Below are 24,870 nucleotides of genomic sequence, written 5' to 3' on the forward strand. Positions count from 1 at the left end.
TGAACATGGAATTTCCTCTCGAGCAGGAAACTGAGGGTGGAACTCAACATTTTCTTATGAAACTGAGAGAAAGCAAACTGACCGATGATGCACTGGTAGAAAGTTTCTACGATAAGATCATTGAAAACTATGATTATCCCGAAAACTACTACATCATCCTGATCCATGGAGTATATGATATCCCCGGAAAATCTTCCGACGGTGCAGAAATGTTTGATGCATCTGATGAGATTTATGAGCACATCATGTGCTGTATCTGTCCTGTAAAACTCTCTAAGGCAGGTCTTTGCTACAATGCCGAAACCAACAGCATTCAGGACCGTATCCGCGACTGGATCGTGGAACTTCCGGATGTTGCTTTCCTTTTCCCGCAGTTTAACGACCGCAGCACTGACATCCATGGTGTCCTTTATTATAGTAAAAATGCAAACGAGCTTCGGGATATTTTTATCGATGAACTGCTTGGATGTACAGCACCTCTTTCTGCAGGAGGACAGCGTGATTCCTTTAACGCACTGGTTGAAGATACTCTGGGCGACGACTGCAGATATGACACTGTATTAAGCATTCACGAGAAATTAAACGACCTGATCGAATCACAGAAGGATGAGCCGGAACCTGTAGTTCTGACCAAATCTGAGGTAAAACGCCTCTTTGAAGAATGCGGCGTAGAAGATGAAAAACTACAGTCATTTGATGAACAATACGAGATCACAGCCGGGGAAAAATCCTCTCTGGTTGCTTCCAACATCACCAATACAAAAAGATTCGAGATCAAAACCCCGGATGTTGTAGTCCACGTAGATCCTGAACGTGCCGATCTTGTGGAAACACGCGTAATTGACGGACGCAAGTGCCTTGTGATTCCAATGGAAGGCGAAGTTGAACTGAACGGAATCCGCGTACATACAGGAAATGAAAATCCTTCTGATGACGAATTTTATGACAATACAGATACTGAGACAGAGGAGACATCTGATGGAGAATAATCGTAAACTCTTATTTTTTGACATTGACAAAACCCTGTTAACCCCTTACCCATGGACAGTTCCGGACAGTGCGAAACAGGCTTTAAAAGAAGCCCGCTATAATGGTCATCTCCTTTTCATCAATTCCGGACGTACCTATACAATGATTCCGGAAATCATTAAAGAAATGGGATTCGACGGCTATGTATGCGGATGCGGCAGCCAGATTTATATGAATGAAGAGCTTTTGTTTTCCAGTTCTATTCCAAATCCGCTTTGCCGTAAAACAACAGAATTACTGCGGGAATGCAGAATTCCTGCGTTTTTTGAACGCCCGGATAAGATTTTATATGACAGCAGTTCATGTGCTGTTCCTGAAACTGTTCAGAAGCTGAAAGCAGAAGTTATAGTAGAAGATCTGGCTCTCTACCCGCCCGAAACATACAACCATTTTACATTTGACAAGTTTCTGGCTTTTCCGTCTGCTGATTCTGATATGGAAACTTTCCGCAAATTTGCAGATGAACATTTTCTGTGTTTCATACATGAAGACAAGGCATGGGAACTGACTCAGAAAAATCTCAGCAAAGCAACCGGAATCCGGTTTCTGGCAGACCGCCTTGGGGTTCCGGTCAAAGACACCTATGCATTCGGCGACAGCACGAACGATCTTCTTATGCTGCAGTTCGCCGGAAACAGCATCGCAATGGGCGACTCGGATCCCCTGATCCTGCCTCACTGCACTTACCAGACAACCGATATAGAGGACAACGGAATTGCCAATGCTTTGAAGCATTTCCATCTCATTTAGCAGAACATACAAAATAACGTATTATCATATCTCTATTTATCTGTGTTATTTTTGCATATTTAGGAGAATGATTTCGGATTTATTTAAACTTAAAAACAGCTATGTGAAAACACTCAGGTTTTCATCATAGCTGTTTTAATTTACAATACTCAATTCCTATCAGCAAGCTACTGACAGTTCGGATTTTCTTATTTAGCTGCTTCTGTCGGTGTTGCTTCCGGTGTTTCAGTAGTTTCTGCTGCTTCTTCCTCTGCCGCAGGTGTCTCAGTCACATCTGTATCTTCTGCTGCAGGTGTTTCTGTAACTTCCTCTGTTTCCGGTGTTGGAGTTGCCTCTTCTGTCACTTCAGGTGTCGGTGTTTCCGGAACCGGAGTAGGAGTCGGCGCCATGAAGGTATGTTTGTCAGTGATCTTAAGTGTCTTAAGGACTTTCTTAACCGCCTTTACATCTGCCTCATCCAGCCATTTAGCAGTTGTATCTGTAAAATAGGTACTTTCTTTGGAATTCTGAAGAGATTCTCGCTTGGAAGCTGTGGCATCTTCATCATTGATCTTGTCAAGTCTTACTACATAATATCCTGTGTCAGTCTCAATAATATTGTCTGCAACTTCTCCGTCTTTCAGTCCTCTCAGAACCTTCAGAACCTCATCCGGATATGCCTCGCTGCCGGAATCTTCATCCTCGTCTTCGCTCTCTTTTGTTGTAAAATTACCCTGTACTGCAGAATAACTGTCATCTACACCTTTGGCAATCTCACTCATGTCTGCTGTAGGATCCTCTTTCATCTTATCCAGAATCTCCTGAGCCTGTTCTTTCTTAGTCTTTTTCTCCTCATCAGTTATATCATCACCGCTTGTAGAGATACTTACATAAGTGAAGGTTGTCTGATTCGCTTCATCATCAGAAACTGTGATCTTTCCTTCTGCTACAACCGGATCATACATCTTCTTCTGAATTGTCTGAAGCTCCAGAAGTGTTTTTACCTGATCTTCCGTTACCGCAAGTTCCTTAATTGTCTCTTCACTGTTTGCAGCCATAAACTGTGATGCTGCATCTGCGATCGCTGTTTCATCATCATCTGTAAGCTCTACGTTATAATCCGCAGCCTTCTCTTTGAGAATATACATCTTCTCAACAGACTCCAGACTGCTTGTCACTGCCTGATCACCATAAGTCTCATCTGAATCATCACCTGCTGTCTGATCCCAGATATTATCTGCACTTCCCATATAATTTAAATACATGGTTGTTGTCTGCTGTTGTTGTTCGCGGGCATAAAGACTTACAACTCCAAGCGGAATATCTGTTCCGTCAACAGTAGCCACTGTCTTTGTTCCATCTAATGTTTTACTTCCACAGCCGGAAAGCATACCAACTGACATCACACCTGCCAGTGTCACAACGGCTGTTCTCTTTACCATTTTTTTCATTTCTTCCTCCATATTATCAATCTGGTCTTTCTTCCATACCACTTTCCCAGAATGTACTGTTATTAGAGTATAAACTTTTTTCCTGCGAAGGGCAAGGCAAATCGAAAAATATGTAGTATATTTCACATATTTTCCGCCATGCTCTTAAGTTCCTCTGCAAATTCCGTCAATGCCAGGATCAGATTCCCCTGTGGTTCCAGGATAAATTTCGGTTCCTGCTCATTCTTAAACTGCAGACCTCTTCTGTATTTCTGCATAAGAGCCGGAAAGCCTTCTGTATTCAGCCTTGCTTTCTCATAAAGGGTAAACCGGACTATTTTTCCAGTCTGCTTTATTTCCGTTACGTACCCCTGATGAGCAATCGCCTTTAACTTCGCAATCGCCAGAAGATTCAGCACTGCCTTTCCGGGTTCTCCGAAACGGTCCAGAAGTTCTTCCAGCATATCATCATAATCCTGTTGTGTCTCAATCCCCGCAATTCTTTTATAAATATCCAGCTTCTGAAATTCATTACTGATGTAGGAATCAGGAATATACGCATCAACATTCAGATCAACTGATGTCTCGAAATCCTCCATTGTATGGATACCCTTCGCCTCTTTCACTGCTTCATTGAGCATCTTACAATAAAGATCATATCCAACCGCATTCATATGTCCATGTTGCTGCGCACCCAGCAGATTTCCGGCACCTCGAAGTTCCAGATCTCTCATTGCAATCTTAAATCCGCTTCCCAGATCCGTATACTCGCGGATCGCAGCCAGACGCTTCTCAGCCGTCTCCTTCAGCATCACATTCTTTCTGTACATCAGAAACGCATAGGCAGTTCTGTTGGAACGCCCGATCCTTCCCCGAAGCTGATAAAGCTGAGAAAGCCCGTATCTGTCTGAATCATGGATAATCATAGTATTTACATTGGAAATATCCAGCCCTGTCTCAATGATCGTGGTGGAAACCAGCACATCAATATCCCCGTTTACAAAGGAATACATCACATTCTCCAGTTCCCTCTCACTCATCTGGCCATGAGCAAAATCCACCCTTGCGTCCGGCACCAGCTTCGCAATACGCAGGGCAACATCTGCAATATCCGTCACTCGATTATAAACATAATAAACCTGTCCGCCTCTGCGCAATTCCCTGTTGATAGCCTCTCGGACTGTCTCTTCATCATATTCCATAACATATGTCTGGATCGGCATTCTGTCCATAGGAGGTTCCTCCAGGACACTCATATCCCGGATTCCGATCAGGCTCATATGAAGAGTACGGGGAATGGGCGTTGCAGTCAGTGTAAGGACATCCACATCCTTCTTTAACTGCTTGATTTTTTCCTTATGCGTAACTCCAAACCGCTGTTCCTCATCAACGATCAACAGGCCAAGATTTTTGAACTGTACGTCTTTGGAAAGGATTCTGTGCGTTCCAATGATCACATCCACCTGACCTTTTTTCAGATCTTCGATTGCCTTCTTCTGTTGTGCCGGGGTCCGGAATCTGCACAACAGTTCCACACGTACCGGAAATTCCTTCATCCTCTGCACAAAGGTATTATAAATCTGCTGCGCAAGGATCGTTGTAGGTGCAAGATAAGCTACCTGTCTGCTCTCCTGTACTTCCTTAAATGCGGCACGCAGCGCCACTTCTGTTTTGCCGTATCCCACATCCCCGCAGATAAGCCGGTCCATAATCCTGGTACTCTCCATATCACGTTTGGCATCCTCAATAGCACTGAGCTGATCCTCTGTCTCTTCATATGGAAACATTTCTTCAAATTCTCTCTGCCATACAGTATCAGGACCACAGACATATCCTTCCTTTTCCTGACGCACTGCATAGAGCTCTACCAATTCTTTTGCAATATTTTTAACTGCCCCACGAACCTTGCTCTTTGTTTTATTCCACTCCTGAGTACCAAGTTTGTTCAGCTTCGGAGCCTTTGCAGCATCTGCCCCTGAATATTTCTGCAGACAGTCAAGCTGAGTAGCAGGAATATAGAGATTGCTTCCGCCTCTGTATTCAATTTTAATATAATCTTTAACGATCCTGTCTACTTCAACTTTTTCAATTCCTCGGTAAATACCAAGACCATGCTTTTCATGGACAACAAAATCGCCGATAGAAAGCTCCGCAAAATCCTGAATACGGCTTCCACTGTAATTTTTTTTCTTCTTTTTCTTCTTCTGTTCCTGTCCAAAAATGTCAGATTCTGTCATTACCGCAAACTTGATCAACGGGTATTCAAAGCCCTTCTTTGCATGGCCATAAACCACCATGATCTCGCCCGGACAGATCTCCCTGTCATAATCTTGTCCATAAAAGGCTGCCAGTCCCTCTTCCTGAAGATCCTTTGCCAGCCTCTCGGCCCTTGTGCGGGAACCGGAAAGCAACGCGATCCTGTATCCCTGTTTCTTATACTGATGAAGATCTTTTACCAGAAGTTCAAAACTGTTGTTATAAGCGCTGATTGATTTTACCTCCAGGTAAAATTTCTCCCGCACTTTCCAGCCTGCCTGTTTCGGTTCCAGCGCACATACAGAAATACAATTGCGTTTATTCAGTTCTTTTTGAAGCTGTTCAAAAGAACAAAGCCAGTTTTCCGGCAGATTCCGGCTGCCTTTTTCCTCTCTGTGCATACGGCTCTGTCTGTACTCTTCTTCTACAGCCCCGCCTTTCTCAGTCAGTCGGTTTGGTTCATCCAGAAAGATTATGGTTCTTTCCTCCGGAAAATAATCCAGGAAGGAAACCATATCCTTGTCCCCTATATGCTCCACCGCCGGATAGATCGTAAGTTCTTCCAGATTTTCCAGAGAACGCTGACTCTCCGGATCAAAACTCCGGATAGAATCAATCTCATCTCCCCAAAGCTCGATTCTCCATGGATTTTCCTCAGTGAGACAGTAAATATCCACAATACCGCCACGCACAGAGAACTGCCCCGGCATTTCCACCTGTCCTACCCGCTCGTAACCTAAAGCCACCAGCTGGTTCTTCAGCTGTTCTGTGTCTACGGCGCTGTCACTTTCGTAATGAATCAGCTGTTCTTTTATCTTTTCCAGAGATTCCAGAAAATCCATACATCCGTCAATACTTGTAACAACTGTCAGTTCTTTCTCTTCCAGTAACGCCTTAATGACCTTCATCCTCTGACGTATCAGCAGATTTCCATGGATATCTGCCTGAAAGAACAGAAGATCTTTCGCAGGATAAGAATACACTTTTCTGTCATAAAATCTGTAATCTTCATAAATTTCTCTGGCGCGGCGTTCGTCCTCCGCCAGGATCAGACGATAAGGTGCAATCCCGGAAAGTCCGTACATCAGATGAGGTTTCTGCGATTCCATACACCCCGAAACCTGCAGGATTCCCTTATTCGTTTTGCTTTTTTCTTTAATCTGTTCAAACTCTGCAAGCCCCTGCAGAGGTGTTAAAAATGCTTTCATCTTCACCCCTCATGATCCTTCGACGTAATAAAAGCGGCTTCTGTTTCCAGTTACCGCTTTCTATACCTTTTGCTGAACAATCATCTGTTTCCTGTCTGCTTATTTCTGTACAGGTACTTTTCTGTTATATTCGTTCATGGCTGCATCTGTACCCTGTGAGATTATGATATCCACAGCCTTTGCCGCCTTTGCTATTGCTTCATCCACAAGTTTCCTGTCTTCTGTGGAAAATCTGCCAAGTACATGATCTGCCAGATCCCATCCCTTCGGCTTTGCACCAACTCCTACTTTGATACGGAGAAATTTCTCTGTGCCAAGCTGGCGGATAATATCTTTGATCCCGTTATGTCCACCCGCACTTCCCTGCTTGCGGATGCGAAGCTGCCCGGGCTCCAGATCAATATCATCATAAATAACAATAAGCTCTGATTCCGGATCAATTTTAAAATAATTCGCCATCTCACGAACAGGACCGCCACTCAGGTTCATAAAAGAAAGCGGCTTCATAAGAATCACTTTCTCTCCGCCGATCATAGTTTTACCGTACATGGCATTAAATTTCACACCACCCTGAGGGACATTGTAATCCTCTACCAGACGGTCAACGGTATCAAATCCCATATTGTGGCGTGTTGCTTCATACTGTTTCCCGGGATTTCCCAGGCCAACTACTAAATACATATATGTGTCTCCTGCTTAATTTAACACCATTTTCCGGAATTACCATACCTGTTCTGATGTCAAATTTATTTTTTTACATCCTCTAAAGTGTGTTCAAAAAACCAATCCTGCAAATTGTGACGCACATCTTGCGGGAATGATTTTTCAGACACGCTCTAAGATAATTAATTAAAATATACCATCTCTTCCTTAAGCGGCTCGCATTCTTTCACATCACTTGCATAAAGAACAATGCCCTCACCCTGATATTCTGTACGGTTCTCAAATGCGACCTTCGCTGTTACTTCTACCCAGCTGCCCTCTTTGATATGCGGTGCATAATCGCTTCTGCACACGTATCCAAGGAAAGTGGTATCATCTGCGCAGCAGGTCATTGCCACACGTCCCGGAACAAAGAATTTACTTCCCATTCCACGTGGTTTCATGACACGTCCTTTAAAGCGGACAATTTTGTCTACATATTTATCCGGATTATCCATGGCATCCACAAACCAGATACCATAATCTTCCGGTGGAATCTCAATGATCGGTGCATTGATATCAAACGGCATCTCATCCTGGAAAATGTCATCCATCTCGCCCTCTTCATTTTCAAAGATAACCTCTGCACTCTGATTTGCAACCTTAATCCCTCGTCTGTATGCAGGAAGCGGATCTCCCTCTTTACAGCGGTTAAATACAACCATATCTGTATTTCTGATCATATCCATGAACAGAGATTTCATGTTTGCCATATAAACCTGATAAGTAGTTGCATCCACACAGGTAATCTCCTGCTCAATGCCCCAGCCTTCCGGAAGCTCCATCTGCTCAAACTTACTTACAAGCCACATTCCGTTGTACTCGATCACAACACGCTCCGGCTGATGGATGATATCCATGGCAGCCAGACGCTGTGGTGTCAGATCTTCTTCATCCTCGATCACTTCCACAACTGTGTTTGTAAGTTTCAGTTTATCCATATCATATTCTTCTTCGCCTTCTTCGCAAAGGATCAACAGAGTTTTGCCGTCAATGGCAAAATACTCCTGCTGCAATGTAAAATCCAGGAAAGTAGTCTTTCCGCTTTCCAGGAATCCCGTAACCAAATAAATGGGAACTCTGATATCATCCATCATATAATTTATTCCTTTATCTTTATTCTGATTCTGTTATTATCTGCCGAAATCGTTCAGTCTCGCATCTATGACACAGGATTTCATGCTCCGATGAGCTAAATCCAAATGCAGTATTTTAGAGGATTGCCATAAATCGCTGCTTCCTCATGATCATTATGCAAGCCCGAATAATTCTGCAAGTTTATCTTCTTTCAGTTTAGAGCCGATCACGCAGAGACGGCCTGTGTATTCCGGTGCACCTTCACGGATCTCTGTTTCCTCCGGAACCATGTCAAAATAAATCCATGTTCCGTCTTCTGCAGGAAGCATTCCCTTTGCACGAAGAATAATACCGTAATCTTCAGAAGCGGAAAGAGCCTCAAGCATCTTCTCAAGACCTTCTCTTGTGTATTTCCTGATCGTCTCACGTCCCCAGCTTGTAAATACCTCATCTGCGTGATGATGGTGATGATCATGATGATCATGTCCGCAGCCGCATTCATGGTCGTGATCGTGGTGATGATGCTCATGTTCCTCATGATCATGTCCACAGCCGCATTCATGGTCGTGGTCATGGTGATGATGTTCATGTTCTTCGTGATCATGTCCACAGCCACATTCATGATCATGGTCGTGATCGTGATGATGATGCTCTCCATGTTCATGTACATGTCCGCACTCCGGGCATACCTCTTCCTCAGACATCAGTTCTTCCTCAAGAGATACCGGTTTCTCCATAACCTCAAGGATTTTCTTTCCGTCCAGTTTCTCAATCGGAGTGGTGATGATAGCAGCTTTCGCATTAATTCCACGAAGAAGTTCCATTGCCTGCTGTGCTTTCTTTTCATCAATGATATCTGTACGGCTCATGATGATCGCACCTGCATATTCAACCTGATTATCAAAGAACTCACCAAAGTTTCTCATATACATTTTGCACTTCTTTGCATCAACTACAGTTGTATAGCTGTTCAGAACGATATCCACATCTCCCTGAACACCCTGTACTGCCTTGATAACATCTGAAAGTTTACCAACACCTGATGGCTCGATCAGGATTCTGTCCGGATGATATTTGTCCACAACCTCTTTCAGAGAAGTGCCGAAATCTCCCACTAATGAACAGCAGATACATCCGGAATTCATTTCGCGGATCTGAATTCCCGCTTCCTTCAGGAAACCACCGTCAATACCAATCTCACCAAATTCGTTCTCGATCAGTACAACCTGCTCATCTGCATAAGCCTCTTTCAGAAGTTTCTTAATCAATGTAGTTTTACCGGCTCCAAGGAAACCGGAAATAATATCAATCTTAGTTGCCATTGTCTTATTTCTCCTCTTCGTTAAAATTTATATTTCTGAATAACTGCCATATAGCCGTCATTTTTTATATTCTGCCATTTTTATGAACAAACAGAATAACTTTTGGAACTGCCATCATTATCTGTCTGTTTATATATTTGCCTGTAACGTACTCATTATACATAAGATGTCCAATGTATTCAAGTCTGCCATCAACGCATTTTGACCAGGAAACACTTGTGCCCCCTGGTTTACAGATATCCTGCAGCTGTTCAATACCTTCAGAACAACCTGCCTGTTCACATCAAAGAAAGGGGCATGATTCACTATCATGCCCCCGCCTGTATACACTAATGATCAACCGTTGATCATAAAGCTCATTAATTTATCAATATCGTCTTTCTCATAAGCAACGATCTCAAGTTCCGGAATCTCTCCGCCTGAGAAAATGTTTGCCAGAGATACATACTGGGATAATTTAGATTTAAGGTTCAGTCTGTCACCTTCGCCTGTTACTAATTCTACTCTGCCTTCGCAACTGTCAACTACAGAAAAAAATTTATCGATGTCTTTAATGTTAGATACTTTCATGTTCATTCTCCTTTCAACATGGAAACCATTATTCTCTCTATTCCTTGTGTTCGCGATAATTATAACGCAGATAAATTTCAAAAGCAATTATTTATATTTCACGAATTTTTCATATATTATCGGGCTTACCCTGCAATATTGTCAAATAAATAACATGCCCCTGACAATAATTCTCTCAGATATTCACATATACCCTGAAATCATCCCTCAAAATTAATATGTAAAAATCGCAACCCCATAAGCCGGCAACGGATATGCGAAGGAAAACTCTCTGTTATCACATTCCTGTTTCACTGCCTTAAATGTCTTTGGCTGCTCCAGAAGTCCATTCTCGTCCATAATCAGCTTGTACTGTTTTTTCTTCGGAACACCAACCCTGTAATCCGGACGGTCAACAGGTGTAAAGTTAGCTATGTAAAGAATATTGTTTCTCTTTGTAGGAGACTTTCTCACAAAGCTGAAAATACTTCTGTCCCCGTCATCCGCATTGATCCACTCAAATCCTTCCGGATTATTATCACCGGCATAAAGTGCCGGATATTTCTTATAAATAGTCAGGAGATCATGCACATAATTCTGAAGTTCCTTGTGTGGCTCTTCATTCAGAAGGAACCAGTCAAGTTCTCTCTCCTCACTCCATTCACGAAGCTGTCCGAATTCCTGTCCCATGAACAGAAGCTTCTTACCCGGATGGCAGTTCATAAATGAATAGGCAGCCTTTAAATTCCTGAATTTGTCCGGTAACTCTCCCGGCATCTTCTCAAGCATGGAGCATTTCAGATGAACCACCTCATCATGAGAAAGAACTAATACATATCTCTCACTGTATGCATATGACATGGAGAAAGTCATCTTATTATGATTAAATTTACGGAAATACGGATCCAGCTTCATATATTCCAGGAAGTCATTCATCCATCCCATATTCCACTTCAGACTAAAACCAAGTCCGTCCTTCTCTGCATCCCCTGTAACCATCGGCCATGCAGTAGATTCCTCAGCGATCATCACAGTTCCATGATTCCTTCCAAGAACTACTGTATTCAGATGCTTAAAGAATTCAATAGCCTCCAGATTCTGATTTCCGCCATATTTATTTGCGATCCATTCTCCATCCTTCTTACCATAATCAAGATAAAGCATGGAAGCAACAGCATCCACACGAAGTCCGTCTACGTGGCACTCCTCCACCCAGTAAAGGGCATTTGCGATCAGAAAGTTCTTAACCTCCGGGCGTCCGTAATTATAAATCTTGGTACCCCAGTCCGGATGTTCTCCCTGTCTCGGATCAGCGTGCTCATACACTGCGGTTCCGTCAAAGTTCGCAAGACCATGGGCATCTTTCGGGAAATGTGCAGGTACCCAGTCAAGGATAACTCCAATCTTATTCTGATGTAAATAATCCACCATATACTTGAAATCCTGCGGCGTTCCATATCTGGAAGTCGGTGCATAATATCCGGTCACCTGATATCCCCAGGAACCGTCAAAAGGATGCTCTGCGATTCCCATAAGCTCTACATGGGTATATCCCATTTCCTTCACATAAGCTGCCAGGGCATGTGCAAATTCTCTATAGTTATAAAATCCTTTTTCATTTTCCTCTGACTGCGGATGCTTCTTCCATGAACCCGGATGAACCTCATAGATTGCCATAGGCTCTACCTGCTCATCAAACTTCTCTCTGTTCTTGATCCATGTGGCATCCTTCCATTTATAGTCTGTGATATCTGTGATCCTGGAGGCTGTACCCGGACGGAGTTCAGCTTCATTTGCATAGGGATCTGCCTTATAAAGCTTCTCTCCATGCGCACCCACGATAAAGAATTTATACAGCTGTCCGATCTTTGCCCCCGGAATAAATACCTCATAAACACCGATCGGACCAACCTTCTCCATCGGGTTTGCTTCTTCCTCCCAGTCATTAAATTCACCGATTACAGAAACAGACTGTGCATTCGGCGCCCAGACCGCAAAATATACACCCTTTTTTCGTCTGTATGTAGTCGGATGGGCACCCAGTTTCTTATATACTTCATAATTGGTTCCCTGTCCAAATAAATATTGATCCAAATCCGTAAATTTCATACTCACACCCATCTGGAGTCCTCCCTTAACTTCGGTTTCTATCTTTTTTACAGATACTGATTCCATAAAATAATGCCGTAACAGAATCTCTTACATTGCTGTTCACTCTCTTCTCAGTAACGTAGCCAAAATTCATTCCAGATTGCCTGCGGCAATGGAATTTTGGCGTATGAACAGTAACTATCTTACAGCAAGTTCAATCAGGAATACGAACTGACTTTTAGTCATTCTATAAGCCTTATTATACCAACGGACATTCCATACGTCAATTAAAAATATGTGTATATTTAACAATTTTTTCATATATTTTATGTGTTTTTTGTAAGAAACATAAAGAGCAAAGAAGTACCATTGCTCTCTTCTTTGCTCTTTCGTATATTCATAATTCTTCTGTATGATCCACACTGCAGGATTGCATATGTTTTTTATTCCGTTCCATCTCCGTAATCTACAGAATCATCGCTGTAATCTTCCGAATCATCTGAACTTCCATCATCATAACTTCCGTCATCCGAACTTCCATCATCATAACTTCCATCGTCTGAACTTCCATCCGAATAATCCCCGCTTCCATCTGAGGAATCTGTGCTTCCGTCAGAAGAGTCTGCACTTGCATCAGATGTACCATCTGTTCCGTCTGTGGAAGCTGCTGCATCAGAACCGCCCTGATATCCCGGCACACCTCCATTACTGAGTGTGCTCGGCCAGAAATCCACATAACATGCATTCTGTAAGGTCACATTCTTGGCTTCTGCCATCTCACTTACCGTTACAAGTTTATATCCCTGTGCAATAAGATCCGGTATCAGTCTCAGAGCAGCCTTTACAGATGGCTCATGAATATCATGCATCAGGATGATAGTTCCATCTGTCAGATCTCCATTCATTACTGCACTGTAATCTGCATCTGCATCCAAAAGTTTCCAGTCTTCTGTGTCCAGTGACCACATAAAGAACGGCTTATTTACAGTATTATAAATATCTGAATTTCCGTCCCCGTAAGGTGCACGTGCCACACTCGCAGCCTGGCCACATGCCTGAATCAATGCATCATCTGTATCAGAGAACTGCTTTGCAACTGCGTCAAGATCAATTGTCGTCAACTGTGTATGATCCCAGGAATGACTTCCAATCTCACAGCCAAGTTCCAGCATACGTTTTGGCGCATCCGGATATGAACTGACATTCTGACCAAGCATAAAGAATGTTGCATGAGCATTATTCTGTTCCAGACAATCCAGCAGTTCATCTGTATACTCTCCCGGACCATCATCAAAAGTCAGTGCCAGCATAGGACGTACCTTACTCGGATCATAAGATCCGTCTTCATTAAAGTAATAATCCTTCACTCCCTTTTCTACCCATCCTGTCTGTATATATCCGTTTTCGTCAAAAGAATAGGTAACACCATCTATATCCTGAAATCCATTTGAAAAATATGTACCATCTGTATTCTGATACCACTTTCCGTTAGCATCCTCATGCCATCCGGCTGTCATCGCGGCAACCTTATCTGTATCTGATTTACCTTTCAATGGCTGTCTCACCGCAGCATCGGAATTTGCCTGAACTTCCTCTGTATCTGCCTGAGCCTGTACAGTCTGATCACTGCTTCCGCCTCCGGCTACATGATGTGCGATCGGAATAATAATTCCTCTCACCACAAACACCACCGCCAGAATCATGCCAATAACACAAAGTCCGATCTTTGTATAATGCCTGATCATCATCTGGCGTTTTTTTCTGCGCATTCTTTCGCGCAACACCCTCTTATCCATGGTTTCCTTTCCCCGCTTCTTTTTGTTAATTAGTCCCTGACAGCGTACATCACAGTACGGAGTAATCCACTTTTATCAATAATCATAACTCATTTATCAGGTAAATACAATGCCAATTATTCACTCTGATCAACATCTTCCGTACCTAATTCCTCTTCCAGATTCTCATCTACATCTGAATTGTCCTGTCCGGAATCATCAGTATCTTCATTTGATACATTCTGATCACTGTCCTGTTCTGCATTTTCTGCCGCAGCATCTGCATCATCTGCCAGCACATCACCGTTTGCGACTTTCTCACTCACACTCGCATTTTTTATAATGAACTCCTCCACTCTGAGAAGTCCGACTGATTCATCTACATAATCCTGTCCGTAAGTTCCAACCAGCTCTGCAATACTGGAAACACCCATCTGTTCTACCAGTTTATCCTGCAGCTGAAGGCTCTCTTTGTCGTCAAGTGACAGTCCCTCTGCATCCATAATCCCCTGCACGATCAGGTTCTGCTTAACCTTACCCTCTGCATACTGCTGACATTGTTCATCAAAATCATCCTGCGAAATACCCTGACTGTCTGTAAACTCTTCCAGAGTCATGTCTGCCTGTTTTGCATAAACTTCCATGCTCTTCTTAAATTCAGAAACAGCCTTATCCACATCTTCCTGTGGGTATTCTTTTACCTCAGAGTTCTCAAGCACTGTACTCCATGCAGTATTCTTAAGAACCTCCTGCGCAGATTCCTTTGCGTTTTTCTCAAGCTCACTGCGAATACTCTCACGATAATCATCTACTGTTGTATAATCTGTGTTCTTTGCAACCCATTCATCTGTAAGTTCTCCTTCACGCCGCACGTTCTGCACCGTAACCTTGTATATAACTTCCTTACCTGCCAGAGTTTCGTCTGCATAGTCTGACGGGAAATCAATTTTAATCTCTTTTGTGTCACCCTTTTTCATCCCGATCACACCATTTTCAAACTCCTCAAACATCTGTCCATCGCCGATCACAAAGTCATAATTATTGGCAGTACCACCGTCAAAAGTCTGTCCGTCTTTAGTGCCTGTATAATTTACAGTCACCAAATCCCCTTCTTTTGCTGCATCAGATACAGGTTCTGCCTTATCTTTCAGATTCTCATCGATCTGAGCCTGTACATCATCGTCAGTGATCGCATCTACCGTATTGTCCAGAGTCAGTCCTTTATATTCTCCAATCGTAATATATTTCTCTACATTCTCAACAGAAACAAGCCGCGTAGTTCCTGTCTCTGCTTTCTTCCCGTCAGCAGCTCCTTCTGTCTTTGTACCGTCTGTGATAACAGCACCGCCATCACCACACGCAGATGCTGTCAGTGCAAAACAAACTGCAAGCATGGCAAGATATATTTTTTTCTTCATAATAATCAATACTCCCTTCTACATTCCAGGTACCGGAGTTGGTCTTGAAGAATCCCATACTTCCGATACATCAAAAAGATCACTGAGCATTTCCGGATTATAATACATTCTGTATCCATCCAGATTTCTTCTTCCCTGTCGAAAATAATCATCTGTAATCTGTACAAAATACTGACTGGAATCTACATTACAGAAATAGCGGTATCCCTGACTCTTATAAAACTCATATTTCTCATTGTCTGCCGAATATCCTTCCCAGCTTCCGATATCCGCACCAAATGCAAAAATGATCATATCTGTTTCTCCAAGTATGGGAGCCACATATTTCTTCCATTTTTTATCATCTCTTTTCAGATCATCCAGAGAAGTGGCAGCCACATCCTTATGTCCCCATGTATGACTTGCAAATTCCCAGCCTTCTGCCTTCATAGCCTTAGCTACCTTTTTTGCATTTTTCACTTCCTGCTTATAGTTAAAATCCGGATGATCTTTCAGGAATTTTTTCTGATCATCCTGCAGTTTTTTTCCGGTCTTATATGCAATATCCGTACGATATCCCAGAACACCGTCATAACCTGTCATTGCAAGGATTCCCTTTCTTCCATGATAGGAAAAATCCGGATGTTCTTTTACAAAAGTATCGATCAGCGGAACCATATCATAATCCCCTGTGGAAACACTTCCGTCATCCTCAATATATTCGTTCTTAACCTCACCATTGGAATCCACTACAAGTTTCGATGCGAAACCATCTCCGTCCATATAGTGATAATAACTTACATCATCCTGAGAAAGCACAAATGGAATTTTTCCCGGCGGCAGCATAATACTGCCTCTGGACATAGTTCCGTCCTCATTGATAACCGCCATGTCGTGCGGACTGACCATGACATATCCCTTATCATACATACTCTGTATGATTTTGTTAAACTCATCAATTGTTGTCATATACTGGTTATATCCATTACTGTCTGAATCCCCGTCAAATGCTCTGGCAGTGTCTTTGATCAGTGTATGGAAGAACACGTGCGTGATCTGCTCCAGCGGATATTCTGTACAGGTGGCTTTCGTATTTTCGTAATCCGAAACTGCACTCTGCATATCCGTATTACTTTCGTAATCCGGCTGACTCTTAAGCAGTTCTATGGCGCCATCATAATCATACTGTACAGCCATAAGCGCTGCCTGCTCCATAGGATTTTCCTGTTTCTCATCTGCCTCTTCTGTATCTTCGTTGTCAGTCTGCTCTCCCTCATTCAGACCATCATCCTGCTGTGTATCTTCTGTACTTTTCTCTGTATCAGCATCCTGTTCATCAATTGTCTGCTGTTCTGTTTTTTTCTCAGTTTCCGCATTTTCAGCTCTGGAACTCAGAAATGGAATATCCTGTTCAAACGGAATGAGCCCACATCCGCTTACTCCTAACGAAATACTCAAAATAGCTGCTGTTACACATGCTATCCTTTTTCTCATATATTGTCCCCTTTCAGTTATGCACAGAGATCATACTCACCCCATAGTTGGAACCGGCACCGGTCTGGAAGAATCAAACACAGACTGTGCATCAAACAGATCTGAGAGAAGTTCCGGATTATAGTACATTCTGTATCCGTCCAGATTTCTTCTTCCCTGCCGGAAATAATTACTGCGGATCTGCACAAAATACTGGCTTGAATCCACATTACAGTAATAATTATAGCCCTGGCTCTTAAGATATTCGAACTTCTCCCCCGAATAATCTTCAACACTGGTAAGATCTGCTCCAAATGCAAAAATAATAATATCTGTTCCGCCTATCAGAGGATCAACATTCTCTTTAAACTTCTGTGTATCTGCCTGTAATCTCTCCAAACTGATCTGACTTACATTCTGATGTCCCCATGTGTGGCTTGCAAACAGCCAGCCTTCATCTTTCATAGCCTGCGCTACTCTGGCTGCATTTTCTCTCTCTGTATTCAGATTAAAATCCGGATGCTCATCCAGCCATTTTACTTTATCTGCATCCAGATCATCCGGACGGGTTTCATAACTGCTGTCTGTGCGATAACCAAGAATTCCATTGTAACCGGTAAGGGCAACAATTCCTTTAGCACCTCTGTAAGAAAAATCAGGATGTTCCTCTACAAAACGATCGATCAGAGGAACCATATCATAATCGCCTACAGAAATACTGCCATCATCTTCCACATATTCATTGCGGATTTTTCCTTCCTCATCTACGATAAGTTTGGTTGCAAATCCGTCCCCGTCCATATAATGATAATAACACACATCATCCTGCGAAAGCACAAACGGTACTTTACCCGGAGGAAGGAGAATCTCCCCTGCATTCATATTCCCATTCTCATCCGCAGTCGCCATATCATAAATGCTGACCATGACATATCCCTTATCATACATACTCTGAGTAATCTGGTTAAATTCATCAATCGTTGTCATAACCTGATCGTAATCTCCTGACTTGTAATCCCCGTCAAAAGCCTTACCGGTATCTTTGATCAGAGTATGATAAAAGACGTGTGTCACCTGGTCTAACGGCCAGGAAACGCAGGATTCCTTCTTTTTCTGATAAACCTTAACCGCATGCTGAAACTTCTCACTTGTCTGATAAGTCTCACTGTTTTGCAGCATACTTATGGCTTTATCATAATCATACTGTTTTGCAGCATACTTTGCCTGCCTGTAAAGAGTTTTGTCCTCTTCACTCAGTCCATCCGTATCCTGAACTTCAGGTGTCACCGCATTCTCAGCTTCTGCCTCTGCATTTGTCTGCTGAGCTGTTTTTTCTTCTTCTGTTTTCCTGTCTGCAGATTTCACCATCTGCGCAATCTTAACCTGCTGCTCACTGACAAAATTCTGCAGTTCTTCCCCATAAAATCCTATTCCAATCCCAATTGCAGCGGCCGCCACCACCACTATGCAGCCTGCGATACGCAGTCTTTTTTTTCTGCGGCGAAGTTTATTGCGGCGTTCCAGTCTGGCTGCCCTACGGGCTTCATAAGCTTTATTATCATCAAAAAAGAAATCTTCGTCCTCGCTTGCTGCCGGAGGTTCTTCGTTTATCTCTTCTGTATTTGGTTTTTCTGCATTTGGTTCTTCTGCATTTAGTTCTTCTGCATTTAGTTCTTCTGCATTTGGTTCTTCTGCATTTAGTTCTTCTGCATTTGTCTTTTCTGTATTTACTTTTTCCTTATCTGAAAGTCGCTCCTCTTTCTTCTCAGAGTCGGGCTTTAATTCGCTCATGCTTTTCTCCTTTTTATCATATCCGTTTTTTACTCACAAATTATTCTGTCACAAAATAACTCCACAATTCCCGTTACATATATTATAACCACACATCATGATTCCATCCTGTAAAAATGGCTTTAACTGTTCCGCATATTTCCCACTACTGTTCGCTCCGGCAAATATTGTCGCATTACAGTTTTTCTACAATTATAACCTTTCATAATGTAAATTTCTACCGCTTTCCATCCATTAATTCTTTTTTTGCAATTGCGTTTTACCTTATTTAATGATAAAATAATTTTTATGCAATGGACTGTCCGTACCAACAGTCCCTGTGAAAACACATACATTAGGGAGGATGCAAATGAGTACAGTAACAATAGTCCTTCTGGTCATTCTTGTTATCCTGATCGCTGCACTGATCGGTTTATATTTCTTCGGAAAAAAAGCCCAGAAGAAACAGGAAGAACAGCAGGCTCAGATTGAAGCAACTAAACAAACCGTTTCCATGCTGGTTATCGATAAAAAGAGGATGCCACTGAAAGAATCCGGACTTCCTCAGATGGTAATTGAACAGACACCTAAACTTATGCGCCGTTCCAAGCTTCCAATCGTTAAAGCTAAAATCGGACCAAAGATTGCGATCATGATCGCAGATGAGAAGGTTTTCGACCTGATCCCGCTTAAGAAAGAAATCAAAGCCGAAGTAAGCGGTCTTTATATTGTAGGCGTAAAAGGAATCCGCGGTTCCCTTCAGACACCGGCTCCCAAAAAGAAAGGTTTCTTTGCAAAATTCAAGAAAGACAAAACTGCCAGATAAATGCAGTCAGACATATAAACTAAAGGTCAGTGAATCGTGTCATCCATACACACAGATCACTGACCTTTTTCTGTTTGGATCAGACAGATATCTGCAACGAAGCAGAGAACTTACCAGATCTAATCAAATTGTAAAATTCTTACAGTCCTTTGGCTGTGCCTTAATCGCAAGATAACAGTCTGCCACATGCTCCTGGTTCATATCAAGCGCATAATCCACTTTCATGTCAAGACCGCCATCACTCTCCTGCAGATTCAGATTCGTCGCCGCAATCCCCATTTCAATAGTTCCATAGGGAGTGGTATAGTAAGTCATATTCTTCTTACCCTGTTCAAAAACCATATGAACATTGACCACACCTTTCTTGCGGACCTCCATTCCCTTCTGGGAAATTTTTATGTAATTGACGGTAGGTTCTGCAAAATCCTCCATGACTTCCTCATAGCGCAGATAATGACTTCCGTTCCGGAAATAATACTGTCCCGGTACAACAATCTCCAGAGGTTCCTGTTCACCGTCTGCATCCATTGTCTGAAGTCCCCTTACATGAATCAGCACTTCTTTATCCATTCTTCTCATACTCCTGTTTTTATACTGTTCAAAACCTGTTTTTATGTATCTATATTATAACCATTCAGCAATCTGCTGTTTTTAATACTTCTCAATATCTATTTTTTTCGTCATCTCCACATCATATGGAAGAATCGAATTGGCAAATGCCTTAAACTCATCTGCCAGATCACTCACATAGAAGCGATACGGAAATTCATTCTTCTCTGTACCTTCACCGGCAAGTCCTTTTTCCTCCAGAAGCCTTCCCAGCTCCAGTGCGGTTTCATAAGCCGGATTCACCAGACATACTCCGTCTCCCATGATCTTTCTGATGGTGGAACGAAGCAATGGATAATGAGTACATCCCAATATCAGTGTATCCACCTGCTTATCCTGAAGTTCCTTCAGATATCTGGCAGCGACCTCATCAGTCACCGGATCATGAAGCCACCCTTCTTCTACCAGTGGCACAAACAGCGGACATGCTTTGCCGAAAACAGTGATCTCCGGATCCAGATGCTTCAGATACTCTGCATGTATCCCACTTCCTACAGTTCCAACAGTACCAATGATTCCTACCCTCTTATTTCTGGTCTGGGCAGCCGCCACTTTAGCCCCCGGTTCTATCACGCCAATGATGGGAATGTCAAACTCATCCCTCACTGCATCCAGGGCAAAAGCGCTGGCTGTATTACATGCAACCACAATCGCCTTTACCTGCTGCTGCTGAAGAAAACGAATGATCTGCCGGGAATACCGGATGATAGTTTCCTTCGATTTACTTCCGTAAGGCACTCTCGCCGTATCACCAAAATATACGATTTTTTCTGAAGGAAGATTACGCATGATCTCACGCGCAACAGTCAGTCCTCCCACACCGGAATCAAATACTCCTATCGGTGCCTCTCTGTCTATTTTCATTGATTTCTATTCTCCATCTCTATTGATTGTCTCACTATTCTATCACCAATCAAGAGCCTGTGCAAGCCAGAAGGATATCTTTATGTCATCTTTCTGTCCTTTATTTTCCTCAGGGAACTGCGAGAAGCAGAATTTCGGGTACAATGTCCCCCACCATGCAGTAACTGCAGTCTGTTCCTGTCGTCTTTCAGCGATTTTTGCTATCTTCCCGGACATTCCCGGCATTGCTCTCATCATAAGAACACCAACAGCTGCCACGAACAGAACAAACGACAGTTTTCTTCTTAATTTTCTGTTCTTACTTTTTTTATTCATCATTGTCCCTCTCTCCTGTTATATCTTATCAGTTACCATATCTGCCTTTGTTATTTTCCTATATATTTTCTTATTTTATATGGAATTTCCAGGCAGCACTTTAATATTTGGATTATGCCAATATTTTCCTGATTTATACTTCCACTTCCAGACTTCCATTTCTGATCTTCACAATCGGAAGTCGCAGGATTTTATCTTCTTTATATTTTTCATAGAAAAGCTCTCTGAGTGTCACAGCCGTAATATTTCCTCCTGACATTCTGTTTCGGATCAGTCCTGTAATATATTCTCCTGCTGATGAATTATCCTCTCCATGCCAGTTCAGGATCTCCCCTGCGTCCTCCGCTTCAAACACATAAAGATCTTCCCCCACAAAAATCTCCTGTTTCAGATAATCTAGCACCATTCTCCATCTTCCGTCCTCCACCAGTGTTCTCCCCATGACCAGAACCTGCAGATGCCCCATATCAAGAAGTTTTTCCTGTGACTGATCATACATTTTTTCAATCCGGGTGAAATCAGCACCACTGATCTGCAGAACCCGGGAACCGCCATCTTCTTCCTCTTTTCCCTGCCCCGTACTCTCAGAAAGATCCGGCATCCCATAGGTAAGACAGATTCCTTCTTCTGAGGCATCCACGCCAAGTGCCATAGGATACATTCTCTTCTCCGGTTCCACAGCCGCACCACATCCACTCATAAAAAGACTGACTGACAAAATCCCGGTCACCACACCGACTGCCCTTTTCCTCTGCTTCCTGCGGTGTCCCTTTCCTCTGATAAACATATAAAACTGACAGATGAGAATTCCCGGAACGAAAATATACGCCAGACACCATCCAAAATAATCCAGTATTCCTTTTCCCTCTTCTTCCAGAAGCGAAATCAGGAAAACCAGTGCCGGAAGCCAGAACCTCCCCCTACCAGGATGAGATTTCCCGATAATCTGATTTCCATAATACAGCAGACTCCCTATTGCAAAAAGTAGGCTGTAAAGCAGAAATCCCATCCACAGGATGTCAAATCTGGCCAGTACATTTCCCGGAAGATCTGCGCCTGCCAGCAGAGGCAGGACCGGATAACTTTCCGCCGCTACCCTGTCATATCCCAGAACTGCCGGAAGCAGAAGCTCCATTCCAATAAGAATCCCGCCAAGTGTCAGGATCCCTCCTGCCACCGTCTTTCCCGCACTTCCGTATTTCTCCACATTTCCCAACAGAAATGGCAGCAATGCAACCGGCGAAAAAGCACACAGAGTTCCATAAAAAGACTGACTGACACTTCTCACTGTAAGCTCCTCCCACCGGATTTCTCCCATGAGATATTCCGTTTTTGCCTGTGGCACACAAAGTATCATCATTATCATAATCCCACCAAGAAGCAGACCACCTGATACTTCCGCCATTCTTCCTCTTCTCTGTACACCTTTGCAGGTTCCGACAGAACATACCAGAACCGCCCAGAATGCAATCCATCGGCCGGATACTCCTGTAATCAGCTTTACAGGAACCAGCCTCCTGAGAAGTGCCAGCAGATATCCTCCCGCCATCAACACATAGATCAGAAAAAAAATCCCGATCAGCCTTCCCGCAAAAACACCTGCAGACTTTACCGGATCTTCAAATGAAGGTGTCAGTCGTATCAGCCAGATTACATAAAATCCAAGCAGTATCAGCGCAAAAATCATTCCCGCCACTGCACTGATTCCGTTCATTCCACCCTTTCCGAAAACGCAGAGCATAAATGGTGCCAGTAATGCCAGTATCATCTGCCTGTACAGCTGCCTGTGGGAAATTCTGTTATTCTCTGCAAATCTCATGAACCGGACTCCTTTCTCTTCAAACGGATCTTCTGCTCCTCTCTTGCATAAAGCGGTCGTAATACCCTCTTGCGCAGCGGAACTCTCAGAACCCCTTCTCCTCTGCTGCCCTTCTGTTCTTTCTTTATAAAAGGAACCAGATAAGGAATACCAAAACTTATCAGGCCTGCCAGGTGCCCTATAACCAGATATACTCCCAGCACGATTCCGTAAATTCCCAGATAACCTCCCAGGATCAGAAACCCATACTTCACCAGCCGAAATGCTGCTGCAAACTCTTCATTTGGAACAGTCATAGAGCCAAGCGCAGTCAACGCCACGATCATCACCACGATCGGACTCACAAGATTTGCCTCTACCGCTGCCTGTCCGATCACCAATCCGCCAACAATGCCAATAGCATTTCCCAGAGATCCCGGAACTCTCACCCCAGCCTCCCGAATCAGTTCAAAAGCCAGTTCCAGAAAAATCAGTTCCACCACACTGGAAAAGGGCACTCCTTCCCTCGCCTCCGCAAAAGACAGTATCAGTGCAGATGGCAGAATCTGTGTATGGAAACGTATCACTGCCAGGTAAAGTCCCGGCAGAACAGTCGCCATGATCACAGCCAGATATCGCAGTATTCTGAGAAAGGAAGCCATCTCGAACCTGTGATACCAGTCCTCGCTGCTCTCCATGAAACTGCTAAAATTTCCCGGAAGGATCAATGCTTCCGGAGAATTATCACACAGAATCACAACCTTACCTTTCAGGATTTCCTGCACAGCACGATCCGGACGTTCCGTTGTCTGATACTGAGGAAAAGGAGAATACCACACATCTTCTGTCAGCTGTTCAAGCATACCGCTGTCAAGGATTCCGTCAATCTGAAATTCTTCCAGCCGTTCCTTCACTTCTTCCAGAAGTCCCTCATGTACCAGGTCATCCATGTATAACACCTGCGTTAAGGTATGAGAGCGCACACCGATTTTATATTCTTCCACCTTGAGTCTGGTATCACGAAGCCTTTTTCTTATCAGTGCACTGTTACTTTTCACACTGTCCGAAAATCCTTCCCTGGAACCCCGCAGCACCTTTTCCGATTCTGCCTCCATCACACCTGTGGATGGATAACCTTTGCTGGAGATTTTCATCGCCTTGTCATATCCATCTATGAAAAACACTGCATTCCCTGCAAGCATGGCATCTATGGACTCGTCAAGATTCTCCAGTTTCTTTACATCTGCGATCCCAAGACTGTTATGCCTGACAAATTCCTGAATATCCTCCGGCGAAATCTCCCAGAAATGATTGATCATCTTTCCAAGAGCAGAATCATCCAGCATCATGTTGGAAACCGCAACTTCTATATAGACCATAAGGCAGTCCACCTTATGTTTATCTCCCAGCCGCATGGGACGGATCAGAATATCACTGCAATTTTCCAGCCTGCTTCGCAGATATTTCTCATTCTCCCTCAGATTTGCAGATACTTTCCGGGATTCTTCCAGCTTCTTCAATAATTTCCCACCTCGTTTCATACCGGTACATCGTTTTCGATGTACCAGACAGATCTGTTGCCAGTCGGCAATATTCATAAACCCACTTACATACATGGATGCGCAAAAAAAGAGAGGCATCCTACCTCTC

20 protein-coding genes (1 of these 20 only partly in view) are annotated in these 24,870 nt (G+C 43.2%); 4 read left to right on the plus strand and 16 right to left on the minus strand.

The genetic code is table 11. The features are described from left to right. Both AC075L_RS00065 and AC075L_RS00070 read left to right on the plus strand, forming a co-directional pair. Positions 1-989: the 3' portion of a DUF4317 domain-containing protein gene (locus AC075L_RS00065; protein ID WP_022379957.1), read on the plus strand. 208 nt of this gene lie to the left of the window's left edge; 989 of the gene's 1,197 nt are visible here — the last part of the coding sequence; its start codon lies beyond the left edge, outside the window; its stop codon occupies positions 987-989. Continuing rightward, positions 979-1,779 (plus strand): HAD family hydrolase, encoded by an 801-nt coding sequence (locus tag AC075L_RS00070; RefSeq protein WP_055058659.1) that lies wholly within the window; start codon positions 979-981, stop codon positions 1,777-1,779. The genes AC075L_RS00065 and AC075L_RS00070 overlap by 11 nt, the downstream gene beginning before the upstream one ends. A 188-nt stretch (positions 1,780-1,967) precedes the next feature. On the opposite strand, the gene AC075L_RS00075 is transcribed toward AC075L_RS00070, so the two are convergent. The 3 genes from AC075L_RS00075 to pth all read right to left on the minus strand — a co-directional run bounded on the left by AC075L_RS00075 (position 1,968) and on the right by pth (position 7,333). Continuing rightward, a complete protein-coding gene (locus tag AC075L_RS00075; RefSeq protein ID WP_243100087.1) occupies positions 1,968-3,209 on the minus strand; it encodes a peptidylprolyl isomerase in 1,242 nt (413 codons plus the stop codon). Positions 3,210-3,331: 122 nt separating this feature from the next. After that, positions 3,332-6,652 carry a transcription-repair coupling factor gene (mfd, locus tag AC075L_RS00080; RefSeq protein ID WP_118569738.1) on the minus strand — a complete coding sequence of 1,107 codons (3,321 nt, stop codon included), beginning with the start codon at positions 6,650-6,652 and terminating at the stop codon, positions 3,332-3,334. 99 nt (positions 6,653-6,751) lie between these two features. Further along, positions 6,752-7,333: an aminoacyl-tRNA hydrolase gene (pth, locus tag AC075L_RS00085; protein ID WP_008707705.1), complete on the minus strand. Its 582-nt coding sequence runs from the start codon at positions 7,331-7,333 to the stop codon at positions 6,752-6,754. A gap of 67 nt (positions 7,334-7,400) precedes the next feature. On the opposite strand from pth, the gene AC075L_RS00090 reads away from it, so the two are divergent. Then, positions 7,401-7,505 carry a DUF6783 domain-containing protein gene (locus tag AC075L_RS00090; RefSeq protein ID WP_420314528.1) on the plus strand — a complete coding sequence of 35 codons (105 nt, stop codon included), beginning with the start codon at positions 7,401-7,403 and terminating at the stop codon, positions 7,503-7,505. On the opposite strand, the gene AC075L_RS00095 is transcribed toward AC075L_RS00090, so the two are convergent. The 8 genes from AC075L_RS00095 to AC075L_RS00130 form a co-directional block, all read right to left on the minus strand. Continuing rightward, positions 7,498-8,448 carry a TIGR03943 family putative permease subunit gene (locus AC075L_RS00095; protein WP_008707706.1) on the minus strand — a complete coding sequence of 317 codons (951 nt, stop codon included), beginning with the start codon at positions 8,446-8,448 and terminating at the stop codon, positions 7,498-7,500. The genes AC075L_RS00090 and AC075L_RS00095 overlap by 8 nt on opposite strands. Positions 8,449-8,604: 156 nt before the next feature. Further along, the gene (locus AC075L_RS00100) at positions 8,605-9,753 is read right to left on the minus strand and encodes a CobW family GTP-binding protein (protein ID WP_118409593.1); all 1,149 of its coding nucleotides are present in this window, start codon (positions 9,751-9,753) and stop codon (positions 8,605-8,607) included. Between the two features lie 336 nt (positions 9,754-10,089). Then, positions 10,090-10,323, minus strand: a complete 234-nt coding sequence (locus tag AC075L_RS00105; RefSeq protein WP_022379952.1) for a hypothetical protein — start codon at positions 10,321-10,323, stop codon at positions 10,090-10,092. Positions 10,324-10,536: 213 nt separating this feature from the next. After that, complete coding sequence (gene glgB / locus AC075L_RS00110; RefSeq protein WP_118569745.1) at positions 10,537-12,423, minus strand: 1,4-alpha-glucan branching protein GlgB; 1,887 nt, start codon at positions 12,421-12,423, stop codon at positions 10,537-10,539. 413 nt (positions 12,424-12,836) lie between these two features. Next, on the minus strand, positions 12,837-14,189 hold the full coding sequence (locus AC075L_RS00115; RefSeq protein ID WP_118569741.1) for a polysaccharide deacetylase family protein: 1,353 nt from the start codon (positions 14,187-14,189) through the stop codon (positions 12,837-12,839). Between the two features lie 116 nt (positions 14,190-14,305). Beyond that, a complete protein-coding gene (gene tig / locus AC075L_RS00120; RefSeq protein WP_182437417.1) occupies positions 14,306-15,586 on the minus strand; it encodes a trigger factor in 1,281 nt (426 codons plus the stop codon). A gap of 18 nt (positions 15,587-15,604) precedes the next feature. Continuing rightward, on the minus strand, positions 15,605-17,059 hold the full coding sequence (locus AC075L_RS00125; protein ID WP_055060426.1) for a polysaccharide deacetylase family protein: 1,455 nt from the start codon (positions 17,057-17,059) through the stop codon (positions 15,605-15,607). Between the two features lie 36 nt (positions 17,060-17,095). Then, positions 17,096-18,829 (minus strand): polysaccharide deacetylase family protein, encoded by a 1,734-nt coding sequence (locus AC075L_RS00130; protein ID WP_320055381.1) that lies wholly within the window; start codon positions 18,827-18,829, stop codon positions 17,096-17,098. Between the two features lie 349 nt (positions 18,830-19,178). Here AC075L_RS00130 and AC075L_RS00135 point away from each other — a divergent pair, with 349 nt between their 5' ends. Further along, on the plus strand, positions 19,179-19,634 hold the full coding sequence (locus tag AC075L_RS00135) for a hypothetical protein (protein WP_022379933.1): 456 nt from the start codon (positions 19,179-19,181) through the stop codon (positions 19,632-19,634). A 123-nt stretch (positions 19,635-19,757) separates the two neighbouring features. Here the strand turns inward: AC075L_RS00135 and AC075L_RS00140 are convergent, their stop codons facing one another. The 5 genes from AC075L_RS00140 to AC075L_RS00160 all read right to left on the minus strand — a co-directional run bounded on the left by AC075L_RS00140 (position 19,758) and on the right by AC075L_RS00160 (position 24,761). Further along, entirely contained in the window at positions 19,758-20,204 is a 447-nt protein-coding gene (locus AC075L_RS00140) for a YwiB family protein (protein ID WP_173684612.1), read from the minus strand. A gap of 81 nt (positions 20,205-20,285) precedes the next feature. Further along, on the minus strand, positions 20,286-21,107 hold the full coding sequence (gene murI / locus AC075L_RS00145; RefSeq protein WP_008707727.1) for a glutamate racemase: 822 nt from the start codon (positions 21,105-21,107) through the stop codon (positions 20,286-20,288). A gap of 42 nt (positions 21,108-21,149) precedes the next feature. Continuing rightward, positions 21,150-21,425: a hypothetical protein gene (locus AC075L_RS00150; RefSeq protein WP_055152768.1), complete on the minus strand. Its 276-nt coding sequence runs from the start codon at positions 21,423-21,425 to the stop codon at positions 21,150-21,152. Between the two features lie 130 nt (positions 21,426-21,555). Further along, a complete protein-coding gene (locus AC075L_RS00155) occupies positions 21,556-23,241 on the minus strand; it encodes a GerAB/ArcD/ProY family transporter (protein WP_476386990.1) in 1,686 nt (561 codons plus the stop codon). Next, positions 23,238-24,761 (minus strand): spore germination protein, encoded by a 1,524-nt coding sequence (locus AC075L_RS00160; RefSeq protein ID WP_044956344.1) that lies wholly within the window; start codon positions 24,759-24,761, stop codon positions 23,238-23,240. The genes AC075L_RS00155 and AC075L_RS00160 overlap by 4 nt, the downstream gene beginning before the upstream one ends. Between the last annotated feature and the right edge of the window lie 109 nt (positions 24,762-24,870).

It is taken from the genome of Blautia sp. ZXY-1-B12 (genome assembly GCF_056339915.1).

What these genes read in the sequence shown, in the direction of transcription:
- AC075L_RS00095 (WP_008707706.1), bottom strand. Translation starts at nt 8,448, where the DNA reads ATGGATGATATCAGAGTTCCCATTTATTTGGTTACGGGATTCCTGGAA.
- tig (WP_182437417.1), bottom strand. Translation starts at nt 15,586, where the DNA reads ATGAAGAAAAAAATATATCTTGCCATGCTTGCAGTTTGTTTTGCACTG.
- AC075L_RS00115 (WP_118569741.1), bottom strand. Translation starts at nt 14,189, where the DNA reads ATGGATAAGAGGGTGTTGCGCGAAAGAATGCGCAGAAAAAAACGCCAG.
- AC075L_RS00160 (WP_044956344.1), bottom strand. Translation starts at nt 24,761, where the DNA reads ATGAAACGAGGTGGGAAATTATTGAAGAAGCTGGAAGAATCCCGGAAA.
- AC075L_RS00130 (WP_320055381.1), bottom strand. Translation starts at nt 18,829, where the DNA reads ATGAGCGAATTAAAGCCCGACTCTGAGAAGAAAGAGGAGCGACTTTCA.
- AC075L_RS00155 (WP_476386990.1), bottom strand. Translation starts at nt 23,241, where the DNA reads ATGAGATTTGCAGAGAATAACAGAATTTCCCACAGGCAGCTGTACAGG.
- AC075L_RS00135 (WP_022379933.1), top strand. Translation starts at nt 19,179, where the DNA reads ATGAGTACAGTAACAATAGTCCTTCTGGTCATTCTTGTTATCCTGATC.
- AC075L_RS00150 (WP_055152768.1), bottom strand. Translation starts at nt 21,425, where the DNA reads ATGATGAATAAAAAAAGTAAGAACAGAAAATTAAGAAGAAAACTGTCG.
- AC075L_RS00100 (WP_118409593.1), bottom strand. Translation starts at nt 9,753, where the DNA reads ATGGCAACTAAGATTGATATTATTTCCGGTTTCCTTGGAGCCGGTAAA.
- AC075L_RS00070 (WP_055058659.1), top strand. Translation starts at nt 979, where the DNA reads ATGGAGAATAATCGTAAACTCTTATTTTTTGACATTGACAAAACCCTG.
- AC075L_RS00125 (WP_055060426.1), bottom strand. Translation starts at nt 17,059, where the DNA reads ATGAGAAAAAGGATAGCATGTGTAACAGCAGCTATTTTGAGTATTTCG.
- glgB (WP_118569745.1), bottom strand. Translation starts at nt 12,423, where the DNA reads ATGGGTGTGAGTATGAAATTTACGGATTTGGATCAATATTTATTTGGA.
- AC075L_RS00140 (WP_173684612.1), bottom strand. Translation starts at nt 20,204, where the DNA reads ATGGATAAAGAAGTGCTGATTCATGTAAGGGGACTTCAGACAATGGAT.
- AC075L_RS00105 (WP_022379952.1), bottom strand. Translation starts at nt 10,323, where the DNA reads ATGAAAGTATCTAACATTAAAGACATCGATAAATTTTTTTCTGTAGTT.
- mfd (WP_118569738.1), bottom strand. Translation starts at nt 6,652, where the DNA reads ATGAAAGCATTTTTAACACCTCTGCAGGGGCTTGCAGAGTTTGAACAG.
- AC075L_RS00075 (WP_243100087.1), bottom strand. Translation starts at nt 3,209, where the DNA reads ATGAAAAAAATGGTAAAGAGAACAGCCGTTGTGACACTGGCAGGTGTG.
- pth (WP_008707705.1), bottom strand. Translation starts at nt 7,333, where the DNA reads ATGTATTTAGTAGTTGGCCTGGGAAATCCCGGGAAACAGTATGAAGCA.
- murI (WP_008707727.1), bottom strand. Translation starts at nt 21,107, where the DNA reads ATGAAAATAGACAGAGAGGCACCGATAGGAGTATTTGATTCCGGTGTG.